Raw genomic sequence first — 15396 nt, forward strand, 5'->3', positions numbered from 1 at the left:
GATGATCCTCTCATCGGTGAGGCAGATAATCTGTAAAACAGATTGTCTGCTCGACCGCTTATCTGTCAAGTGAAGTAGAATCCGACCATGAAGACTGAGCGCGAGCTGCCGACCGGACTCGACGACTCGATGGGCTGGCTCCTCGGTCAGGTCTTCCACGCCCATCTGACGTGCTCGCAGGAGGCGCTCGCCGACTTCCCCGGCACGCAGCGCGGCTACATGGTGGTCAACGCGGCCGCCAACGGCTGCGCGCGCAACCAGATCGACATGGCCAACCAGCTCCGCCTCGACCGCACGGTGATGGTCTACCTGGTCGACCAGCTCGTGGCCGCGGGCCTGGTCGAGCGCGTGCCCGACCCCAACGACAGGCGCAGCAGGATCATCGTCGCCACGGACGACGGCAGGGCCAGACTGGCCGAGGCGACGCAGAAACTGCGCCGCGTCGACGACCACGTGTTCGGCGCGCTCGGCGCCGAGGAGCGCCGGCGCTTCCGCGACATGCTCCAGCGCGTCACCGCCCACCACCTGGCCGGTGGAGGCGACGCGCACGAGGCCTGCGCGGTCGCGGCGGCCGCCATGGACAATTAAAGATATTTCCCTACAGCTCGCGCGAGGCTCACGGGTACGCTCATGACCTCGTGAAGAGCACCCCCGTGGGCCGCTGGCTGCCCGCCTTCCTCCTGCTCGCCCTCATCTGGGGCAACAGCTTCTTCTTCATCAAGGTGGCCGTCAGCGCGCTGCACCCCCTCCAGGTCTCGTTCGGCCGGATGGCCATCGGCGCGGCCACCCTGCTGGTCGCGCTGGCCGTCACCCGCAAGGCGCTGCCCCGCGATCCCCGCCTGTGGGGCCACTTCCAGGTGGCCTCCGTGGTGCTCACGACGGTGCCCTTCACCCTCTTCGCGTACGGCGAGCAGTACGTCTCCTCTGTCGTGGCCGCCATCTGGAACGCCACCACCCCGCTGTGCACGCTCGCCTTCACGCTGCTGCTGCGCGCGGAGAAGGCGAACGCGAGCAGGGTGGCGGGGCTCGGAATCGGATTCGCGGGCGTGATGGTGGTCCTCGGGGTGTGGCAGCCCATGGACGGCGGCCGGCTCGGCGGCAGCCTGGCCTGCTTCGGCGCCGCGCTCTGCTACGGCATCGGCGGCTCCTACCTCGGCCGCTTCGTCACGGGCCGCCGCACGGAGGCGCCCGTCGTCCTCGCCGCGGGACAACTGTTGAGCGGCACGCTCCAGCTCGCGATCATCACCCCGCTGGCGGGGGTGGCACTGGTCGACCTCTCGGCTCCGCCCGCCGTCTGGTGGAGCATGCTCGGCCTCGGCGCTCTCGGCACCGGCATCGCCTACCTGCTGCTGTACGGCGTGCAGGCCCGGGCGGGGGTGACCACCACCTCGACGGTGACCTACCTGCTGCCGGTGGTCGCCGCCGCGTCAGGGGTGATCGTGCTGGGGGAGAGCATCACCTGGAACCAGCCGGTGGGCGCGCTGGTGATCCTGATGGCCATCGCGATGACCCAGGGCCTGGTCCGTCTGAGCCGCGCCCCTTCGGCCGCCGTCCCCCAGGGCGAGCCCACCAGAACCTGACAACGGGCCCGATCGCCCCGCCGCCAGAACCCGACAGCGGGCGCCCGGCCCGCCTCACCAGAACCGACAGCCGATGGGGCCGCGTCCCCTGTCTCACTCGGCCGGGTCGGCGGGCTTTCTCGACCGGCCGCGCCCGCCCCTGGCGGTGCTCGTGGCCTTCCTGCCCGCCACGAGCGTGTCGCCCGGCAGCGGCGGCTCCGACGTCTCCTCCGCCGAGGCGCGCGGCCGCGGGTGCGGCGCCGTGTCCTCGCCGGGCCCGCCGTCACTCTCGTCCGCCGCGGGCGGGGCACCGGCGGCGGGCGCTCGCGATGCCGGCCGGGCGGGGGAGGGTTCGCCCGTGCCGTGCTCGTGGAAGGATTCGGGGTCGCGCAGGGACTCCGGGTCGCGGAAGGACTCGGGGTCGCGCAGAGCGGCGATGACGGTGTCGGCCTCGTTGTCCGAGGCGAACTCGTCGGCCGCCTGGGCCTCCCTGCGCCTGATCACCACCATGTGGTCCACCGAGATCCGTCCGGCGGCGGTCACGGCCAGCAGTACCGAGGCCGCTCCCAGCGCCACGATCAGGTTGGTGTCGATCGGGTTCAGCGGCCTGGCGACCAGGAAAACCGCCAGCGTCTCGGCGAACAGCACCAGTCCCATCACGGGGGTGAACAGGCCGGCCACCAGTAACGCGCCGCCGATCAGCTCGGTGAGCATGGTGACCGCGGCCCACGCGCCGGGCGCAGGCGCGCCCTGCGCGGCGAACTGGGCGCCGGTGGCGGTGAGGCCGACTTCGAGCTTGTGCCAGCCGTTGGCGAAGAACAGCCCGCCGACCCCTACCCGGGCGGCGAGCGTGGCGAGATCGTGGAGGGTCCGTCTCACGGTATTCCTGTGACCTGATCGGGTCATTCCAAACCTCAGTCGCGTCGGATGAGCACGGCCACGGCGGCCGCGGTGGCTGCGAGCAGCACGACGCTGACGACGATCGTCGTGTGGAGCGCGTGAACGAACGCCCACCGTGCCGCCTCGAGCAGCGCGGCCCCCGCCTCGCCGCCCGTCTGCCGCGCCACGTGCGCGGCGCCTGCCATCGACTGCCGCGCCTGCTCCATCCCCTGCGCGGGCACCCCGCTCACGGAGGGGACGCCCGGCGCGTAGACGACCGCGGTGATCGTGCCGAGGACCGCGACCCCGAGCCCGGCGCCGAGCTCGTAGGCGGTCTCCTCGATCGCGGCCGCGCCGCCCGCCCTGGACTCCGGCGCGGCCGACATGATCGTGTCGGAGGCGGCCAGCAGTGCCACCTGCAGCCCGAAGCCAATGCCGACGAAGCAGATCGCCAGCATGAACGAGTGGGGCTCCACCCCCCACGCCAGCGGCGGCGTCAGTGACACCGCGACCAGCGCCAGCCCGCCGCTCATCGTGGCGCGCATGCCGATCCTGCGCAGCACGGACGCCGCCGCGAGGCCTCCCGCGATCGCCGACAGCACCAGAGGCAGCATCCTCAGCGCGGCGCCCAGCGGGCTGTCGCCGAGGACGAGCTGGAGGTACTGGGCGAGCATGAGCTGCAGGCCGACCAGGGAGAAGACGCCGAACAGCACGCCTGCCACGCCGGTGGCGAAGGCCCTGTCCTTGAAGAGGCCGACGTCGAGCAGGGGGTGGGGCAGGCGCCGTTGCCGCCGTACGAACCAGCAGAGCAGGCCGGCGCCCACCAGCAGGACGAGCAGGGCGGCCGGATGGCCCGCGCCGGCCTCCTTGAGTCCGAAGACGACGGCCAGGATGCCGAGCACCGACAGGACGGCGCTGGTCCCGTCCCACGGACGGCTCGTGCCCTGCCTCGACTCGGGCAGCAGCCGACGGGCGGCGGGGAGCAGCCCCAGCAGGATCGGCACGTTGATGAGGAAGACGGCGCCCCACCAGAGGTGCTCGACCAGCAGCCCGCCGACGAGCGGGCCGACGGCCGCGCCCGCGGCGGCCACCGCGCTCCAGACCCCGAGCGCGATCGCCCGCTCGCGCCGGTCGGTGAAGACCTGGCGGATGATCGACAGGGTGGCCGGCATGATCATCGCGCCGCCCACCCCGAGCAGGCCCCTGGCCAGGATCAGCGTCAGCGGTGTCGGCGCGAAGGCGGCGCCCGCCGAGGCCAGTCCGAACACGACGAAACCCCACAGGACCAGGCGTTTTCGGCCGTAGCGATCGCCAAGCGTGCCGAACATGATCAGAAGAGGCGCGACGACCAGCGAATAGGCGTCTATGATCCACAACAGCTCGACGGAGGACGGCTCCAGCGCCGCCGTCAGCGCGGGGACGGCGATGTGCAGGACCGTGGCATCGACGGTGATGAGGAGCAGGCTGAGGCAGAGCAGGACCAGAATTGACCAGCGGTTGGCCCCGCGTACGCCCTCGGCCCGCCGCACACCTGGCGCGCTTTGCAGGATCGTCATGCGGCGTCCATGACGGGCTTGGCTCGGTCATGGAACATGCGTGGCAGCTTAGGCGATGTCCGGCACGTCGCACACCCGTATCGACTGATCACATGGCGTGCTCCCACCTCTCTAGAGAGATACAGCAATATGTCCTGATCTATCGCGACAACGTGGGCGAACGGATCATGGAGTGGTGGGGAGCGACGGCGAGGACCCGGATTCCGCTGCCGGATTGTGTGCCGTCGCTTTCACCCACCTGTCCGCCGACCGGCCGGAGGCCGCGCTGACCGCCGCCCGGCGGGCCGTCGCCCTCGACCCTTCCCGCGAATGGGCCCACCGCCTGGCCAGCCTCGCGCTCGAACGTCTCGGCAGCGACGCCGAGGCCGTGCGGGAGGCGGAGGAGGCCGCGCGGCTCGCCCCGGGCTCCTGGCAGGCGCGGCTGCGGCTCGGCGCCGCGCTGCGTCGCGTACCGGGACGCTGGAGGGAGGCCGCCGACAGCATCGCGGCCGCGGCCAGGTTCGCCCCCGAGGAGCCTGAGCCGCACGCCATGGCCGGTGACCTGGCCCTCCTGCGCGGCGAGCACCGGCCCGCCGAGGCCGCTTACCTGGCCGCCCTGCGCAGGAACGGCGGGCACACGCCCGCGCGCGTCAACTACGGGCTGGCCCTGCTGCGGTGGGACCCGCCCCGCGCCCACCACGACCCCGCCTGGAGCATCGACCCGCGCGATACGGGCAGGGCGCGGCGCGCGCTCGAGGTCTGGTCGCGCCAGGCCCGCCTGCTCCCCGCCGTCGCCACCGCGGTCTCGGGCGCGCTGGTGGTCACGGGCCCCGTCCCCGACGTGCCGCTGGGCCTGGCAGGGGCCATCGCCCTGGTCCTGGTGGGCACGGCGACGGTCCGCCAGGCGCGCAGGGTGCGGATCTGGTCCACGGTCCCCGTCATGCTCGGCCGCGACCGGTGGCTCGGCCTGTCGGTCGCGACGGCGTGCATCGCCGTCGTCGCCTACACCGCCTCCCTGCTCGTCCCCCTCGCCGACCCGATCTGGGCGGGGCTCGCCGGGATCGTGCTGCTCAACGCCCCCGCTCTGGCCGTCCTGCGCGTGCTGACGGAGGCGTGGCGCGGCAGGCCGGTGCTCGCGCTGGCCCAGCTGTCGACGGCGTACGGCGAGCGCGCGGCCCGCCGCGACCTCGGCGTCACGCTCTGGATCGTGCTGGCGAGGGCGTGGTCGGGGCTGGCGGCGCTCGCGGTCACCGCCATCGTGGCGCATCCCGTCGTGGGGCTGGGCGCTCTCGCCGTGCCGTACCTGCTGGTCAGGGTCTGGGGCAGGGGAGGGCTGGCGGGCCTCGGGGCGCTGCGCGCCGACAGGTGGCTGGCCGTGGCCGCGGGGCTCGCGCTCACCGCCGCGCTCGCCTGCGTCGCCGCCGCCGTGTCGAGCCTGGTGGCGGCGTTCGCCGGCGGGGGAGAGCCGGTGGGCGTGTGGGCGTGGCGGGTCGCGTTCGGCGCGACGGGAGCCGTGGCCGCCGTCTTCGGGCTGCGCGCCCTGCGCGCATGGTGGCGCGGCGCGCCAGGCCCGTGGCGAGCCTCCCTGATCATGGCGGAGCCGGTCATGGACGGGGTGCGGGAGCCGGTGACGCTCACCCCGGAGATAATGAAAGCCTTCACTTTCTCCCGCGAGGTCGTGCTCGCCTGCGCCGACCCGCTCGGCCCCCGCGCGCTGGCCGTCGGGGCCGTCGTCTCCGTCACCCCCTCGGGCGAGCTGCGCCTGATCGCCGGAGCCGAGGCGTGGGAGGCGGCCGAGCGCGACCCCCGCGTCGCCCTGTTCGCCGCCGATCCGCTCCACCGGCGCTTCTGGGCGGAGGTGCGGGGCGTGGCGCTTCCCGACCCCGAAACCGACGTCCTGCGCGTGACGCCCAAACAGGTTCTGGTGGGGGAGTTCCCCGGACGGCACCAGCGCCGATAGCGACTCCCCCAATCGCCGCATTCACGCGCGCCGTATAGCGCGTCGCCCGCGCCCGTGCGGTATAACCGGGGGCGAACCGGGGAGGCGTGATGCGGGACTCCGACAGGACTCGCTCTGCGGGGCGGGCCGCGGCGCGAGATCTGTTTGAACAGGTACGGCTGCGCTATTTCCACCTTCCCCCCGCCATACGCAGGGTGATGCACGTCGGGATCCTGGTCGGAGCCGTCGGACTGGCGGCCGCGATGGGCTGGGACCTGTTCAAGACCTTCCTGGTCACGCTCGTCCTGCTCGGCTTCGTCTCGCTCACCCTGCGCTTCCCCCGCGCCGCGGCCACCGCGCTCGTACTGCTGGGGTGGGCATGCCTGCTTCCGGTGTTCATGGCGCTGTTCCCCGAGCGGTCGATGTCGCCCACCTTCATGATGGTGCTCGCGCTGCCCGTCGCCGCGGGCGCGCACCTGATCCGCTGGGTGACGCCGTGGGTGACCACGCTGATGGCGCTCGTGCCCGCCGGGGCGCTGGCGGCCGCGCTGTCACCCGTCTCCGAGGGCACCGCCGTCTGGGCGGCGTACGGCGCGGCCGCCGCCATCCTCGTCTACCGGTTCGTCCAGGCCAGAAGGGCCCGCGCCGACCTGGTGGAGGAGGAGCCCGTCAGGGTGCGCGCGCGGGAGTTCCAGCAGGGCCACCAGCAGCAGGCCGACAGGACCGCACCGCCCCCGCCGATCTCGGTGGAGGACGCGCTCGCCGAACTGGAGGGCATGGTCGGCCTGGCGCCCGTGAAGGAGCAGGTCCGCTCCATCGCCGCCTCCATCGAGGCCTCCAGGCTGCGCGCCGAGGCCGGCTACCCTGCTGACCGGCCGACCAGGCACTTCGTGTTCGTCGGGCCGCCCGGCACCGGCAAGACCAGCGTCGCCCGCTCGGTAGCCAAGATCTTCTACGCCTTCGGCCTCCTCGAGACGCCCTACGTGGTCGAGGCGCAGCGGGCCGACCTGGTGGGGGAGTTCCTCGGCGCGACCGCGATCAAGACCAACGAGCTGGTCGACAGGGCGCTGGGCGGCGTGCTGTTCATCGACGAGGCCTACAGCCTCATCAACTCCTCCGAAGGACAGCCCGACAGGTTCGGTTCGGAGGCCGTCCAGACGCTGCTGAAGCGGGCGGAGGACGACCGCGAGCACCTGATCATCATCCTGGCGGGATACGAGCAGGAGATGACCTCCTTCCTGGCCTCCAACCCGGGGCTGTCGTCCAGGTTCGCCACCAGGGTCCGCTTTCCCAGCTACTCGCCCGCCGAACTGCTGGAGATCACCGATCTGCTGCAGAAGCGGCGCGGCGACCGGCTCGCCCCCGAGGCCAGGCCCGCGCTGCTCGGCCTGTTCGAGGACGTCCAGCGCCGCGGCCTGGTCGACGAGCTCGGCAACGCGCGCTTCGTGCGCAGCCTGGTCGAGGCCGCCGCGCAGGCCCGCGACGTGCGGGTGGTGGGAGCGGGAGGCACGCCGACGACCGAGGACCTCACGACCACGACGGTCGCCGACGTCACCAAGGCCTTCAACGAGCTGACCGCCCGCTTCCGCGGCTACGCCGCCACGCCCACGCTGGAGGAGGCGCTGGCCGACCTCGACCGCATGGCGGGGCTCGAACCCGTCAAGCGGCAGGTCCACGCCATCGCAGCCCAACTCCAGGTGGCTCGCATGCGGCAGGAGCGGGGGCTGCCCACGCCGCCACAGATGCGGCACTTCGTCTTCGTCGGCCCGCCCGGCACAGGCAAGACCACCGTCGCCCGCGTCATCGGCCGCATCTTCGCCGCGCTCGGCCTGCTGGCCAGGCCCGACGTGGTCGAGGCGCAGCGCGCCGACCTGGTAGGCCAGCACCTCGGCGCGACCGCGATCAAGACCAACGAGCTGGTCGACAGGGCCTTGGGCGGCGTGCTGTTCGTCGACGAGGCCTACAGCCTGGTCAACCCCGGCTACGCCGGCGGTGACGCCTTCGGCGCCGAGGCGGTGCAGACGCTGCTCAAGCGCGCCGAGGACGACCGCGACAGGCTCGTCGTCATCCTGGCCGGATACGAGCGGGAGATGGACAGGTTCCTGTCCACCAATCCGGGCCTGGCCAGCCGCTTCAACCAGAAGGTCGCCTTCCCCAGTTACGCGCCGCGCGAGCTGGCCGAGATCGCCGTCCTGCTGGCCGAGCGCTCGGGAGACCGCTTCGACGAGGCCGCCCGCACCGACCTGGACGAGGTGTTCACCTGGGTGTGCGGTGAACGGCTCATCGACGGACTGGGCAACGGGCGCTTCGCCCGCTCCCTGTTCGAACGCGCGGCCATGCGCAGGGACGTACGGCTGGCCGCGCTGGGCGACACGGCCAGCGAGTCCGAGCTGACCACCATCACCAGCGACGACGTCCGCGCCGCCGTGGACGAGCTTTCCGGCCGCTGAACGTACCTGTCTTCGACGCTTCGCCGCCACACTCCGATCACATGGTGTAGCAATACGGCTACGATCAGTGGGCATCGGGAGGGGGGACGATGGCGCTGTTCCTGCTGCGCAGGCTGCTCAACTACGTGGTGCTCGTCGTCGTCGCCACCAGCCTGGCCTACATGCTGGCGGCCGGCGCTCTCGACCCGCGCGCCAACTACGAGGGCCGCAACCCGCCGCTGCCGCCCGCCGTGATCGACGCCAGGCTGGACGAGCTCAACCTCAACCCGGCCACCCCGCTGTTCGAGCGCTACCTCACCTGGGCGGCAGGCGTCCTCCACGGCGACTTCGGCAAGACCGTCGACGGCGACGCGGTCAACCGCGATCTCGCACGGCGTGCGGGCGTCACCTTCCGGCTGATCATCCTCGGCGTCGTCTTCGGCAGCCTGCTCGGCGTGGCCGTGGGCGCCTTCGCGGCCGTCAGGCAGTACGGCTGGTTCGACAGGATCACCACCACGCTCGCGTTCGTCGCGCTGGCCGTGCCGGTCGTCGTGCTGGCCAACATCCTCATCCTGGCGGGTGTGGCGTTCAACGACGCGGTCGTGCGCGTCTTCGAGGTGAGCGGCGAGTACACCCCCGGCCTCGAGGGCGGCTTCCTCGACCATGCCGTCGACAGGGTGAAACACCTGCTTCTGCCGACGATCTCGCTGTCGCTCCCGCTGATCGCCACCTTCAGCCGCTACCAGCGCAACATGATGCTCGACGTGCTGGGCGCCGACTTCGTCCGCACCGCGATGGCCAAGGGCCTGTCCAGGCGGGCCGCGCTCACCAGGCACGCGCTGCGCACGGCCCTCATCCCCGCCGCCACCTACTTCGCCTTCACCTTCGGCTCGCTGCTGGTGGGCGCCACGATCACCGAGACGATCTTCGGCTGGCACGGCCTCGGCGAGCAGCTCATCGGCTCCATCAACAGGAGCGACGTCAACACCGTCGCCGCGATCGCGTGCCTGACCGCCCTGTCGGTGCTGGCCGCCTCGCTCCTGTCCGACGTGCTGACGGCCGCGCTGGACCCGCGGGTGAGGGTGGCCTGACGGTGAGCATCGCGGACGAGGAGCAGGCCGAGCAGGCCGGCAGGATCAGGGCGCCCTCCAGGGGCAGGGTCGTGGCAGGGCGCTTCTTCCGGATGCGGCAGGGGCGGCTCGGCTTCGCGCTGCTCGCGCTCATGTTCGTGCTGGCCTTCGCGGGGCCCCACCTGACCCGCTGGACCTACACCGACAAGGACTTCACCGCCTTCCTCCAGCCGCCGTCGGCCCTCCACTACTGGGGGACGCTGCAAACGGGCGCCGACGTCTTCGCCGTGACGCTGCGCGGCATGCAGAAGTCACTGATCGTCGGCCTGCTGGTGGCGGCCGTCGCCACCGCGCTGGCCGCCATCGTCGGCGCGTTCGCCGGTTACTTCCTCGGCTGGACGGACAGGGTGCTGATGTGGGCGGTCGACCTGCTGCTCGTCCTGCCGAGCTTCCTCATCCTGGCGATCATGTCGCCGCTGTTCGCCGGTGGCGCGTGGCTGCTGTTCGTCCTCATGCTCGCGCTGTTCCTGTGGATGATCACCTCGAAGGTCGTGCGCGGGATGACGGTGTCGCTCAAGGAGCGCGAGTTCGTCAGCGCCGCCAGGTTCATGGGGGTGCCCGCGCCCACGATCATCTTCCGGCACATCATCCCCAACCTGTCGTCGCTGCTGATCGTCGACGCCACGCTCAACGTCAGCGCGGCGATCCTCACCGAGACCACGCTGTCCTACTTCGGCTTCGGCATCCAGCCGCCCGACGTCTCCCTCGGCAGCCTGATCGCCGACGGCTCCAAGACGGCCGTGTTCGCGCCGTGGACGTTCTGGTTCGCCGCCGGTCTGCTGACGGTGACCGTCCTCGCGGTCAACCTCATCGGCGACTCGCTGCGCGACGCCTTCGACCCGACCGCCGCGAGGGCCTCATGACCTCGCCCGTGCTCCAGGTCGGCGACCTGCACGTGCGCTTCGGCGACCTGCACGCGGTGCGCGGCGTCGGCTTCGAGGTCGGCGCGGGGGAGGTGCTCGGCATCGTCGGTGAGTCGGGCTCGGGCAAGTCGGTGACCTCGCTGGCCGTGATGGGCCTGCTACCGGCGCACGCGCGGGTGTCCGGGTCGGTCAGGGTGCACGGCACCGAGCTCCTCGGCGCCAAGGAGCGGAACCTCACCCGCCTGCGCGGCCGGACGATCTCCATGGTCTTCCAGGACCCGCTGTCGGCCCTGACCCCCGTCTACCGGGTGGGCGACCAGATCGCCGAGGCGGTCAGGATCCACCAGAAGGTCACCAGGGAACAGGCCGCCTCCAGGGCGGTCGAGCTGCTCGACCTGGTCGGCATACCCAGCCCGCGCCAGCGGGCCAAGGCCTTCCCGCACGAGTTCTCCGGCGGCATGCGGCAGCGCGCGATGATCGCCATGGCGATCGCCAACGACCCCGACGTCATCATCTGCGACGAGCCGACGACCGCGCTCGACGTCACCATCCAGGCGCAGGTGCTCGACGTGCTGAGGACCGCGCGGAGGGAGACCGGCGCGGCGATCGTGATGATCACCCACGACCTGGGGGTGGTGGCGGGGCTGGCCGACCGGGTGCTGGTGATGTACGCGGGGCGGGTGGTCGAGATGGGCCCGGTCGACGACGTCTACTACCGCACGCGCATGCCGTACACGATGGGGTTGCTCGCCTCCATCCCGCGCCTCGACGAGGGCGGACGGCAGGCGCTCGTGCCGATCAAGGGGCAGCCGCCCTCGCCGGCCGCGCTCCCACCGGGCTGCCCCTTCCATCCGCGCTGCCCGCACGCGGTCGAGGCGTGTGTGAAGGCGGAGCCCGCGCTGGAGCCCGTCGACACGCCACGACACCTGGCCGCCTGCATCAGGGCGGCCGAGCTCTCCGCGCCCGAACCCGAACTCGCCGAACCCGAACCCGCCGCGGCCGAACCAGCCGCGCCCGAACCCGCGGCGGCCGAGCCCCGATCCGCCGCGCCCGCGCCTGTGTCCGAGGCCGAGGCCGTGCCGGCCGGGCCCGCAGTGCCGCGGGGCGGTCGCGAGGTCGTGCTCGCGGTCGACGGCCTGGTCAGGCACTACCCGCTGATGAAGGGCGCGGTGTTCAGGCGCAGGATAGGAACCGTCCACGCGGTCGACGGGGTCACGTTCGACCTGCGCGAAGGCGAGACGCTCGGCCTGGTGGGGGAGTCGGGCTCGGGCAAGACGACCGCGCTCATGCAGATCCTGGAGCTCACGAGGCCGCAGCGGGGCCGGATCGTGGTGCTCGGCCGCGACGTGGCGGACATCGGCGGCCGCGAGCGGGCCGCGATGCGACGCCACCTGCAGGTCGTCTTCCAGGACCCGCTGGCCTCGCTCGACCCCAGGATGACCGTCTACGACATCCTGGCCGAGCCGCTGCGCACCCACGGCAGGCGCGACCAGGGGCGGCGGGTGCTCGAGCTGCTCGACCTCGTCGGCCTCGACCCCACGCACGCCTCCCGCCATCCGCAGGACTTCTCCGGCGGCCAGCGCCAGCGCATCGGCATCGCCAGGGCGCTGGCGCTCGAACCGAGGCTCGTCGTGCTCGACGAGCCCGTCTCCGCCCTGGACGTGTCGATCCAGGCGGGCGTGATCAACCTGCTGCGCGACCTCAGGCGCAGGCTCGGGCTGTCCTACCTGTTCGTCGCCCACGACCTGGCCGTCGTCCGGCACATCGCCGACAGGGTGGCCGTGATGTACCTCGGCAGGATCGCCGAGATCGGCGGCGTCGAGCAGGTCTACACGACGCCCCTGCACCCCTACACCCAGGCCCTGCTGTCGGCCGTGCCGCTGCCCGACCCGAGGAAGGAACGTTCCAGGCGGCGGATCCTGCTCGAGGGCGACCTGCCGAGTCCGGCCCATCCCCCGTCGGGATGCCGCTTCCGCACCCGATGCCCCCTGTTCATGACCCTCACGGAGGCCGAACGCATCCCTTGCGTGACGGTCGAGCCCGAGATCAGGCAGCTCGGCGCGGACCATGGCGTGGCCTGCCACTACGCCGCCCAACCCGACTAGGAGGAACACGTGAGAACATCCAGGCTCATCGCGGTCATGGCCGTGGCAGGTGCGATGGCCATGACGGGCTGCGGAGGCGGCGACAGGGGCGCCGCCGTCAGCGGGCCACAGTCACAGGGGGCCGCGGTCAGGGCCTTCGACATCCACGCCGTCGGCCGTGCTCAAGTCAAGGACGGCGGCACGCTGCGCTGGGGGATCAACCAGTATCCCACCCAGTGGAACCTCAACCACGTCGACGGCAACCTCGCCTACGTCAAGAGCGTCGTCGACGCGCTCCTGCCCTCGCCGTTCCGCAGCGACGAGAAGGCGGTCATCAGCGCCAATCCCGACTATCTCGTCGACGGCAAGGTCACCGCCCGCGACCCCAAGCAGGTCGTCACGCTGACGCTCAACCCCAAGGCCAGATGGTCGGACGGCAAGCCCGTCACCTGGCGGGACTACGAGGCGCAGTGGAAGGCGATGAACGGGAAGAACACCGACTTCCGTGTCAGCTCGACCACCGGCTACCAGGACATCGCGTCCGTCGCCAGGGGCAAGGACGACTACGAGGTGGTCATCACCTTCAAGAACGACTTCGGGGACTGGCAGTCGCTGTTCGCCCCGCTCTATCCCAAGGCCACCAACGACACGGCGGCGACGTTCAACAACGCGTGGCTGAACAAGATCCCGGTCAGCGCGGGGCCGTTCAGGTTCAAGGCCTTCGACCAGACCGCCAAGACCATCACCCTCGTCCGCGACCCGGCGTGGTGGGGTGAGCCCGCCAAGCTCGACCAGATCATCTTCCGGGCGATGGAGAGCGACTCGCTCGTCGGCGCCTTCAGCAACGGCGAGATCGACACCTTCGACATCGGCCCCTCCGCTCCGGACTACGCCAGGGCGAAGGCCACCCAGGGGGCCGTCGTCCGGCAGGCGGCAGGTCCCGACTTCCGGCACATCACGATGAACGGCGAGAGCGCCATCCTGTCCGACGTCAACGTGCGCAGGGCGCTCGCGACGGCGATCAACAGGCAGGCGATCGCCCAGTCGGACCTACAGGGCCTCGACTGGCCGATCACGCTGCTGGGCAACCACTTCTTCATGAACACCCAGGAGGGCTACCAGGACAACGCTGGCGCGCTGGGCAGCTATGACCCGGAGCGGGCCAAGGCGGCGCTCGACGCGGCGGGCTGGAAGCTGAGCGGGCAGACGCGCGCCAAGGGCGGAAAGGAGATGAACCTGCGGTTCGTCATGCCGTCGGGGCTGCAGCTGACCAAGTCGGAGGGCGAGCTGGTGCAGAACATGCTGATCCAGCTCGGGGTGAAGGTGACGCTGCAGGCGGTGCCGGCCGACGACTACTTCACGAAGTACATCATTCCCGGCAATTACGACCTAACGTCCTTTTCCTATGTCGGCACCCCCTATCCGGTTTCGAGCGGGTACGGCATCTACGCCAACGCGACGACCGACGCCAAGGGCGTGCGGCAGTGGAACGCGAACCTGGGACGCATCGGATCGCCCGAGATCGACCTGGCGATGCAGCGGGCAACGGCGGAGCTGGACGTCGCCAAGGCGCGCGAGGCGACCAACCAGGCCGACAAGCTGATCTGGGACGCCGTCAACGTCCTGCCCCTCTACCAGCGGCCGCAGAACGTCGCGGTGAAGGCGACGCTGGCCAACCTGGGGGCACGCGGGTTCTACGACCTCCGATACCAGGACATCGGCTTCACCGGCTGACCCTCTTGCCTGCGCCCCGCCGCCACGGGGCGCAGGCAAGCCCTGGGCCCGCAGGAGTCGCCCCGCGCTCCCGGAGTGGCCGCGAGCGCGGGCCGTACCGCGTGGCGCAGATGTCGGTGGCGCGGTGTAGAAGTGACCTGTGAATCTCACCTGGCCCCACGTTCTCGCCTGGCGGCTGCGCCGTCAGTTCGTCACCGCCGCCGACGGTCCCGGCGCGGTGGAGATCGCCCGCAGGCTCTGCGGCCTGCAGAACCAGGTCGCCTCCAGCACCAGGCAGGCCGTCGCCGTCCGCAGCGCCGCCCCCGATCCCGGCGAGCTCGACCGCGCCCTCTGGCAGGACCGCACCCTGGTGAAGACCTGGCTCATGCGCGGCACCCTCCACCTGGTCCCCTCCGAGGAGTTGGCGAGCTACTGCGCGGCGCTCGGCACGCTGCGCTTCTGGGAGAAGGGCTCGTGGCAGCGCGGCCACGGCGTCACCGCCGCCGAGACCGAGGCGATCATCGACGCCGTCCCCAAGGTGCTCGAAGGCGCCCACCTGACCCGCGAGGAGCTGGTGGAGGCCGTCGTCGAGCTCACCGGCGACGACCACCTCAGGCAGGCCCTCACCTCGGGCTGGGGCGTGCTGCTCAAGCCGCTGGCCCGGCTCGGCGAGCTCTGCTACGGCCCGCCCAGGGACGGCAAGGTGACCTTCACCTCCCCCCGCGCATGGGTGCCGTCGTGGCCCGCCGAGCCGCCGCCCCCCGAGGAGGCCGGGGTACGGCTGGCCCGCGCCTTCCTCGCCGCCCACGGTCCCGCCACGCCCGAGGCGTTCGACACCTGGCTGTTCGGCGGTGTGGCGAGGAAGGCCGTGCTCAAGGGCTGGTTCCGCGACCTGGCCCCTGAACTCACCGAGGTCGACGTGGACGGCACCCCGCTGCTCGCCCTCACCGAGCACCTCGACGACCTCGCCGCCACCGAGCCCTCACAGGACGTCCACCTGCTGCCCGGCTTCGATCAGTACATCCTGGGCGCTCCCCGCAACCTGGAGCCGCTCATCCCCTCCGCGGTCAAGGCGAAGGTGAGCAGGGCCGCGGGCTGGATCTCGCCCGTCGTCATCTACCAGGGCCGCGTGGCCGGCGTGTGGGAGGCCAAGGACGGCGAGCCCGCTCTGGAGCTCTTCGAGGCGGTCCCCGAGCGGCCGCTCGCCGACGCCGTCGCCAGGCTGCGGGCCGCGACCGCGCCCGGCTCCGTCGGCTGAAGCAGGC

At 71.7% G+C, this 15396-nt stretch carries 11 protein-coding genes; 9 read left to right on the plus strand and 2 right to left on the minus strand.

Annotated elements, in window-relative coordinates:
* Positions 1-87 precede the first annotated feature (87 nt).
* Positions 88-588: a MarR family winged helix-turn-helix transcriptional regulator gene (locus ACFSKW_RS19195; protein ID WP_379573627.1), complete on the plus strand. Its 501-nt coding sequence runs from the start codon at positions 88-90 to the stop codon at positions 586-588.
* A gap of 50 nt (positions 589-638) precedes the next feature.
* Positions 639-1580 (plus strand): DMT family transporter, encoded by a 942-nt coding sequence (locus ACFSKW_RS19200; protein ID WP_379573628.1) that lies wholly within the window; start codon positions 639-641, stop codon positions 1578-1580.
* A gap of 93 nt (positions 1581-1673) precedes the next feature.
* Here ACFSKW_RS19200 and ACFSKW_RS19205 read toward each other — a convergent pair whose 3' ends face one another.
* Both ACFSKW_RS19205 and ACFSKW_RS19210 read right to left on the minus strand, forming a co-directional pair.
* Positions 1674-2438, minus strand: coding sequence for a DoxX family protein (locus tag ACFSKW_RS19205; protein ID WP_379573629.1), 765 nt, complete (start codon positions 2436-2438; stop codon positions 1674-1676).
* Between the two features lie 35 nt (positions 2439-2473).
* Positions 2474-3994 carry an MFS transporter gene (locus ACFSKW_RS19210; RefSeq protein ID WP_379573630.1) on the minus strand — a complete coding sequence of 507 codons (1521 nt, stop codon included), beginning with the start codon at positions 3992-3994 and terminating at the stop codon, positions 2474-2476.
* Between the two features lie 175 nt (positions 3995-4169).
* On the opposite strand from ACFSKW_RS19210, the gene ACFSKW_RS19215 reads away from it, so the two are divergent.
* The 7 genes from ACFSKW_RS19215 (at position 4170) to ACFSKW_RS19245 (ending at position 15389) form a co-directional block, all read left to right on the plus strand.
* Positions 4170-5933, plus strand: a complete 1764-nt coding sequence (locus tag ACFSKW_RS19215) for a tetratricopeptide repeat protein (protein ID WP_379573631.1) — start codon at positions 4170-4172, stop codon at positions 5931-5933.
* Between the two features lie 197 nt (positions 5934-6130).
* Entirely contained in the window at positions 6131-8362 is a 2232-nt protein-coding gene (locus tag ACFSKW_RS19220; protein ID WP_379573632.1) for an AAA family ATPase, read from the plus strand.
* Between the two features lie 89 nt (positions 8363-8451).
* A complete protein-coding gene (locus ACFSKW_RS19225; RefSeq protein ID WP_379573633.1) occupies positions 8452-9432 on the plus strand; it encodes an ABC transporter permease in 981 nt (326 codons plus the stop codon).
* Positions 9433-9434: 2 nt separating this feature from the next.
* Positions 9435-10334 carry an ABC transporter permease gene (locus tag ACFSKW_RS19230; protein ID WP_379573634.1) on the plus strand — a complete coding sequence of 300 codons (900 nt, stop codon included), beginning with the start codon at positions 9435-9437 and terminating at the stop codon, positions 10332-10334.
* Complete coding sequence (locus tag ACFSKW_RS19235) at positions 10331-12439, plus strand: dipeptide ABC transporter ATP-binding protein (protein WP_379573635.1); 2109 nt, start codon at positions 10331-10333, stop codon at positions 12437-12439. The genes ACFSKW_RS19230 and ACFSKW_RS19235 overlap by 4 nt, the downstream gene beginning before the upstream one ends.
* A 9-nt stretch (positions 12440-12448) precedes the next feature.
* The gene (locus ACFSKW_RS19240; RefSeq protein WP_379573636.1) at positions 12449-14152 is read left to right on the plus strand and encodes an ABC transporter family substrate-binding protein; all 1704 of its coding nucleotides are present in this window, start codon (positions 12449-12451) and stop codon (positions 14150-14152) included.
* A gap of 139 nt (positions 14153-14291) precedes the next feature.
* The gene (locus ACFSKW_RS19245) at positions 14292-15389 is read left to right on the plus strand and encodes a winged helix DNA-binding domain-containing protein (RefSeq protein WP_379573637.1); all 1098 of its coding nucleotides are present in this window, start codon (positions 14292-14294) and stop codon (positions 15387-15389) included.
* Positions 15390-15396: the final 7 nt, after the last annotated feature.

The sequence above is a fragment of the Nonomuraea mangrovi genome, assembly GCF_042681425.1.
In the GTDB taxonomy this organism is placed as follows: domain Bacteria; phylum Actinomycetota; class Actinomycetes; order Streptosporangiales; family Streptosporangiaceae; genus Nonomuraea; species Nonomuraea mangrovi.

Coding starts and splice junctions, on each gene's coding strand:
- ACFSKW_RS19195 (WP_379573627.1), top strand. CDS start 88: ATGAAGACTGAGCGCGAGCTGCCGACCGGACTCGACGACTCGATGGGC.
- ACFSKW_RS19210 (WP_379573630.1), bottom strand. CDS start 3,994: ATGACGATCCTGCAAAGCGCGCCAGGTGTGCGGCGGGCCGAGGGCGTA.
- ACFSKW_RS19220 (WP_379573632.1), top strand. CDS start 6,131: ATGCACGTCGGGATCCTGGTCGGAGCCGTCGGACTGGCGGCCGCGATG.
- ACFSKW_RS19225 (WP_379573633.1), top strand. CDS start 8,452: ATGGCGCTGTTCCTGCTGCGCAGGCTGCTCAACTACGTGGTGCTCGTC.
- ACFSKW_RS19235 (WP_379573635.1), top strand. CDS start 10,331: ATGACCTCGCCCGTGCTCCAGGTCGGCGACCTGCACGTGCGCTTCGGC.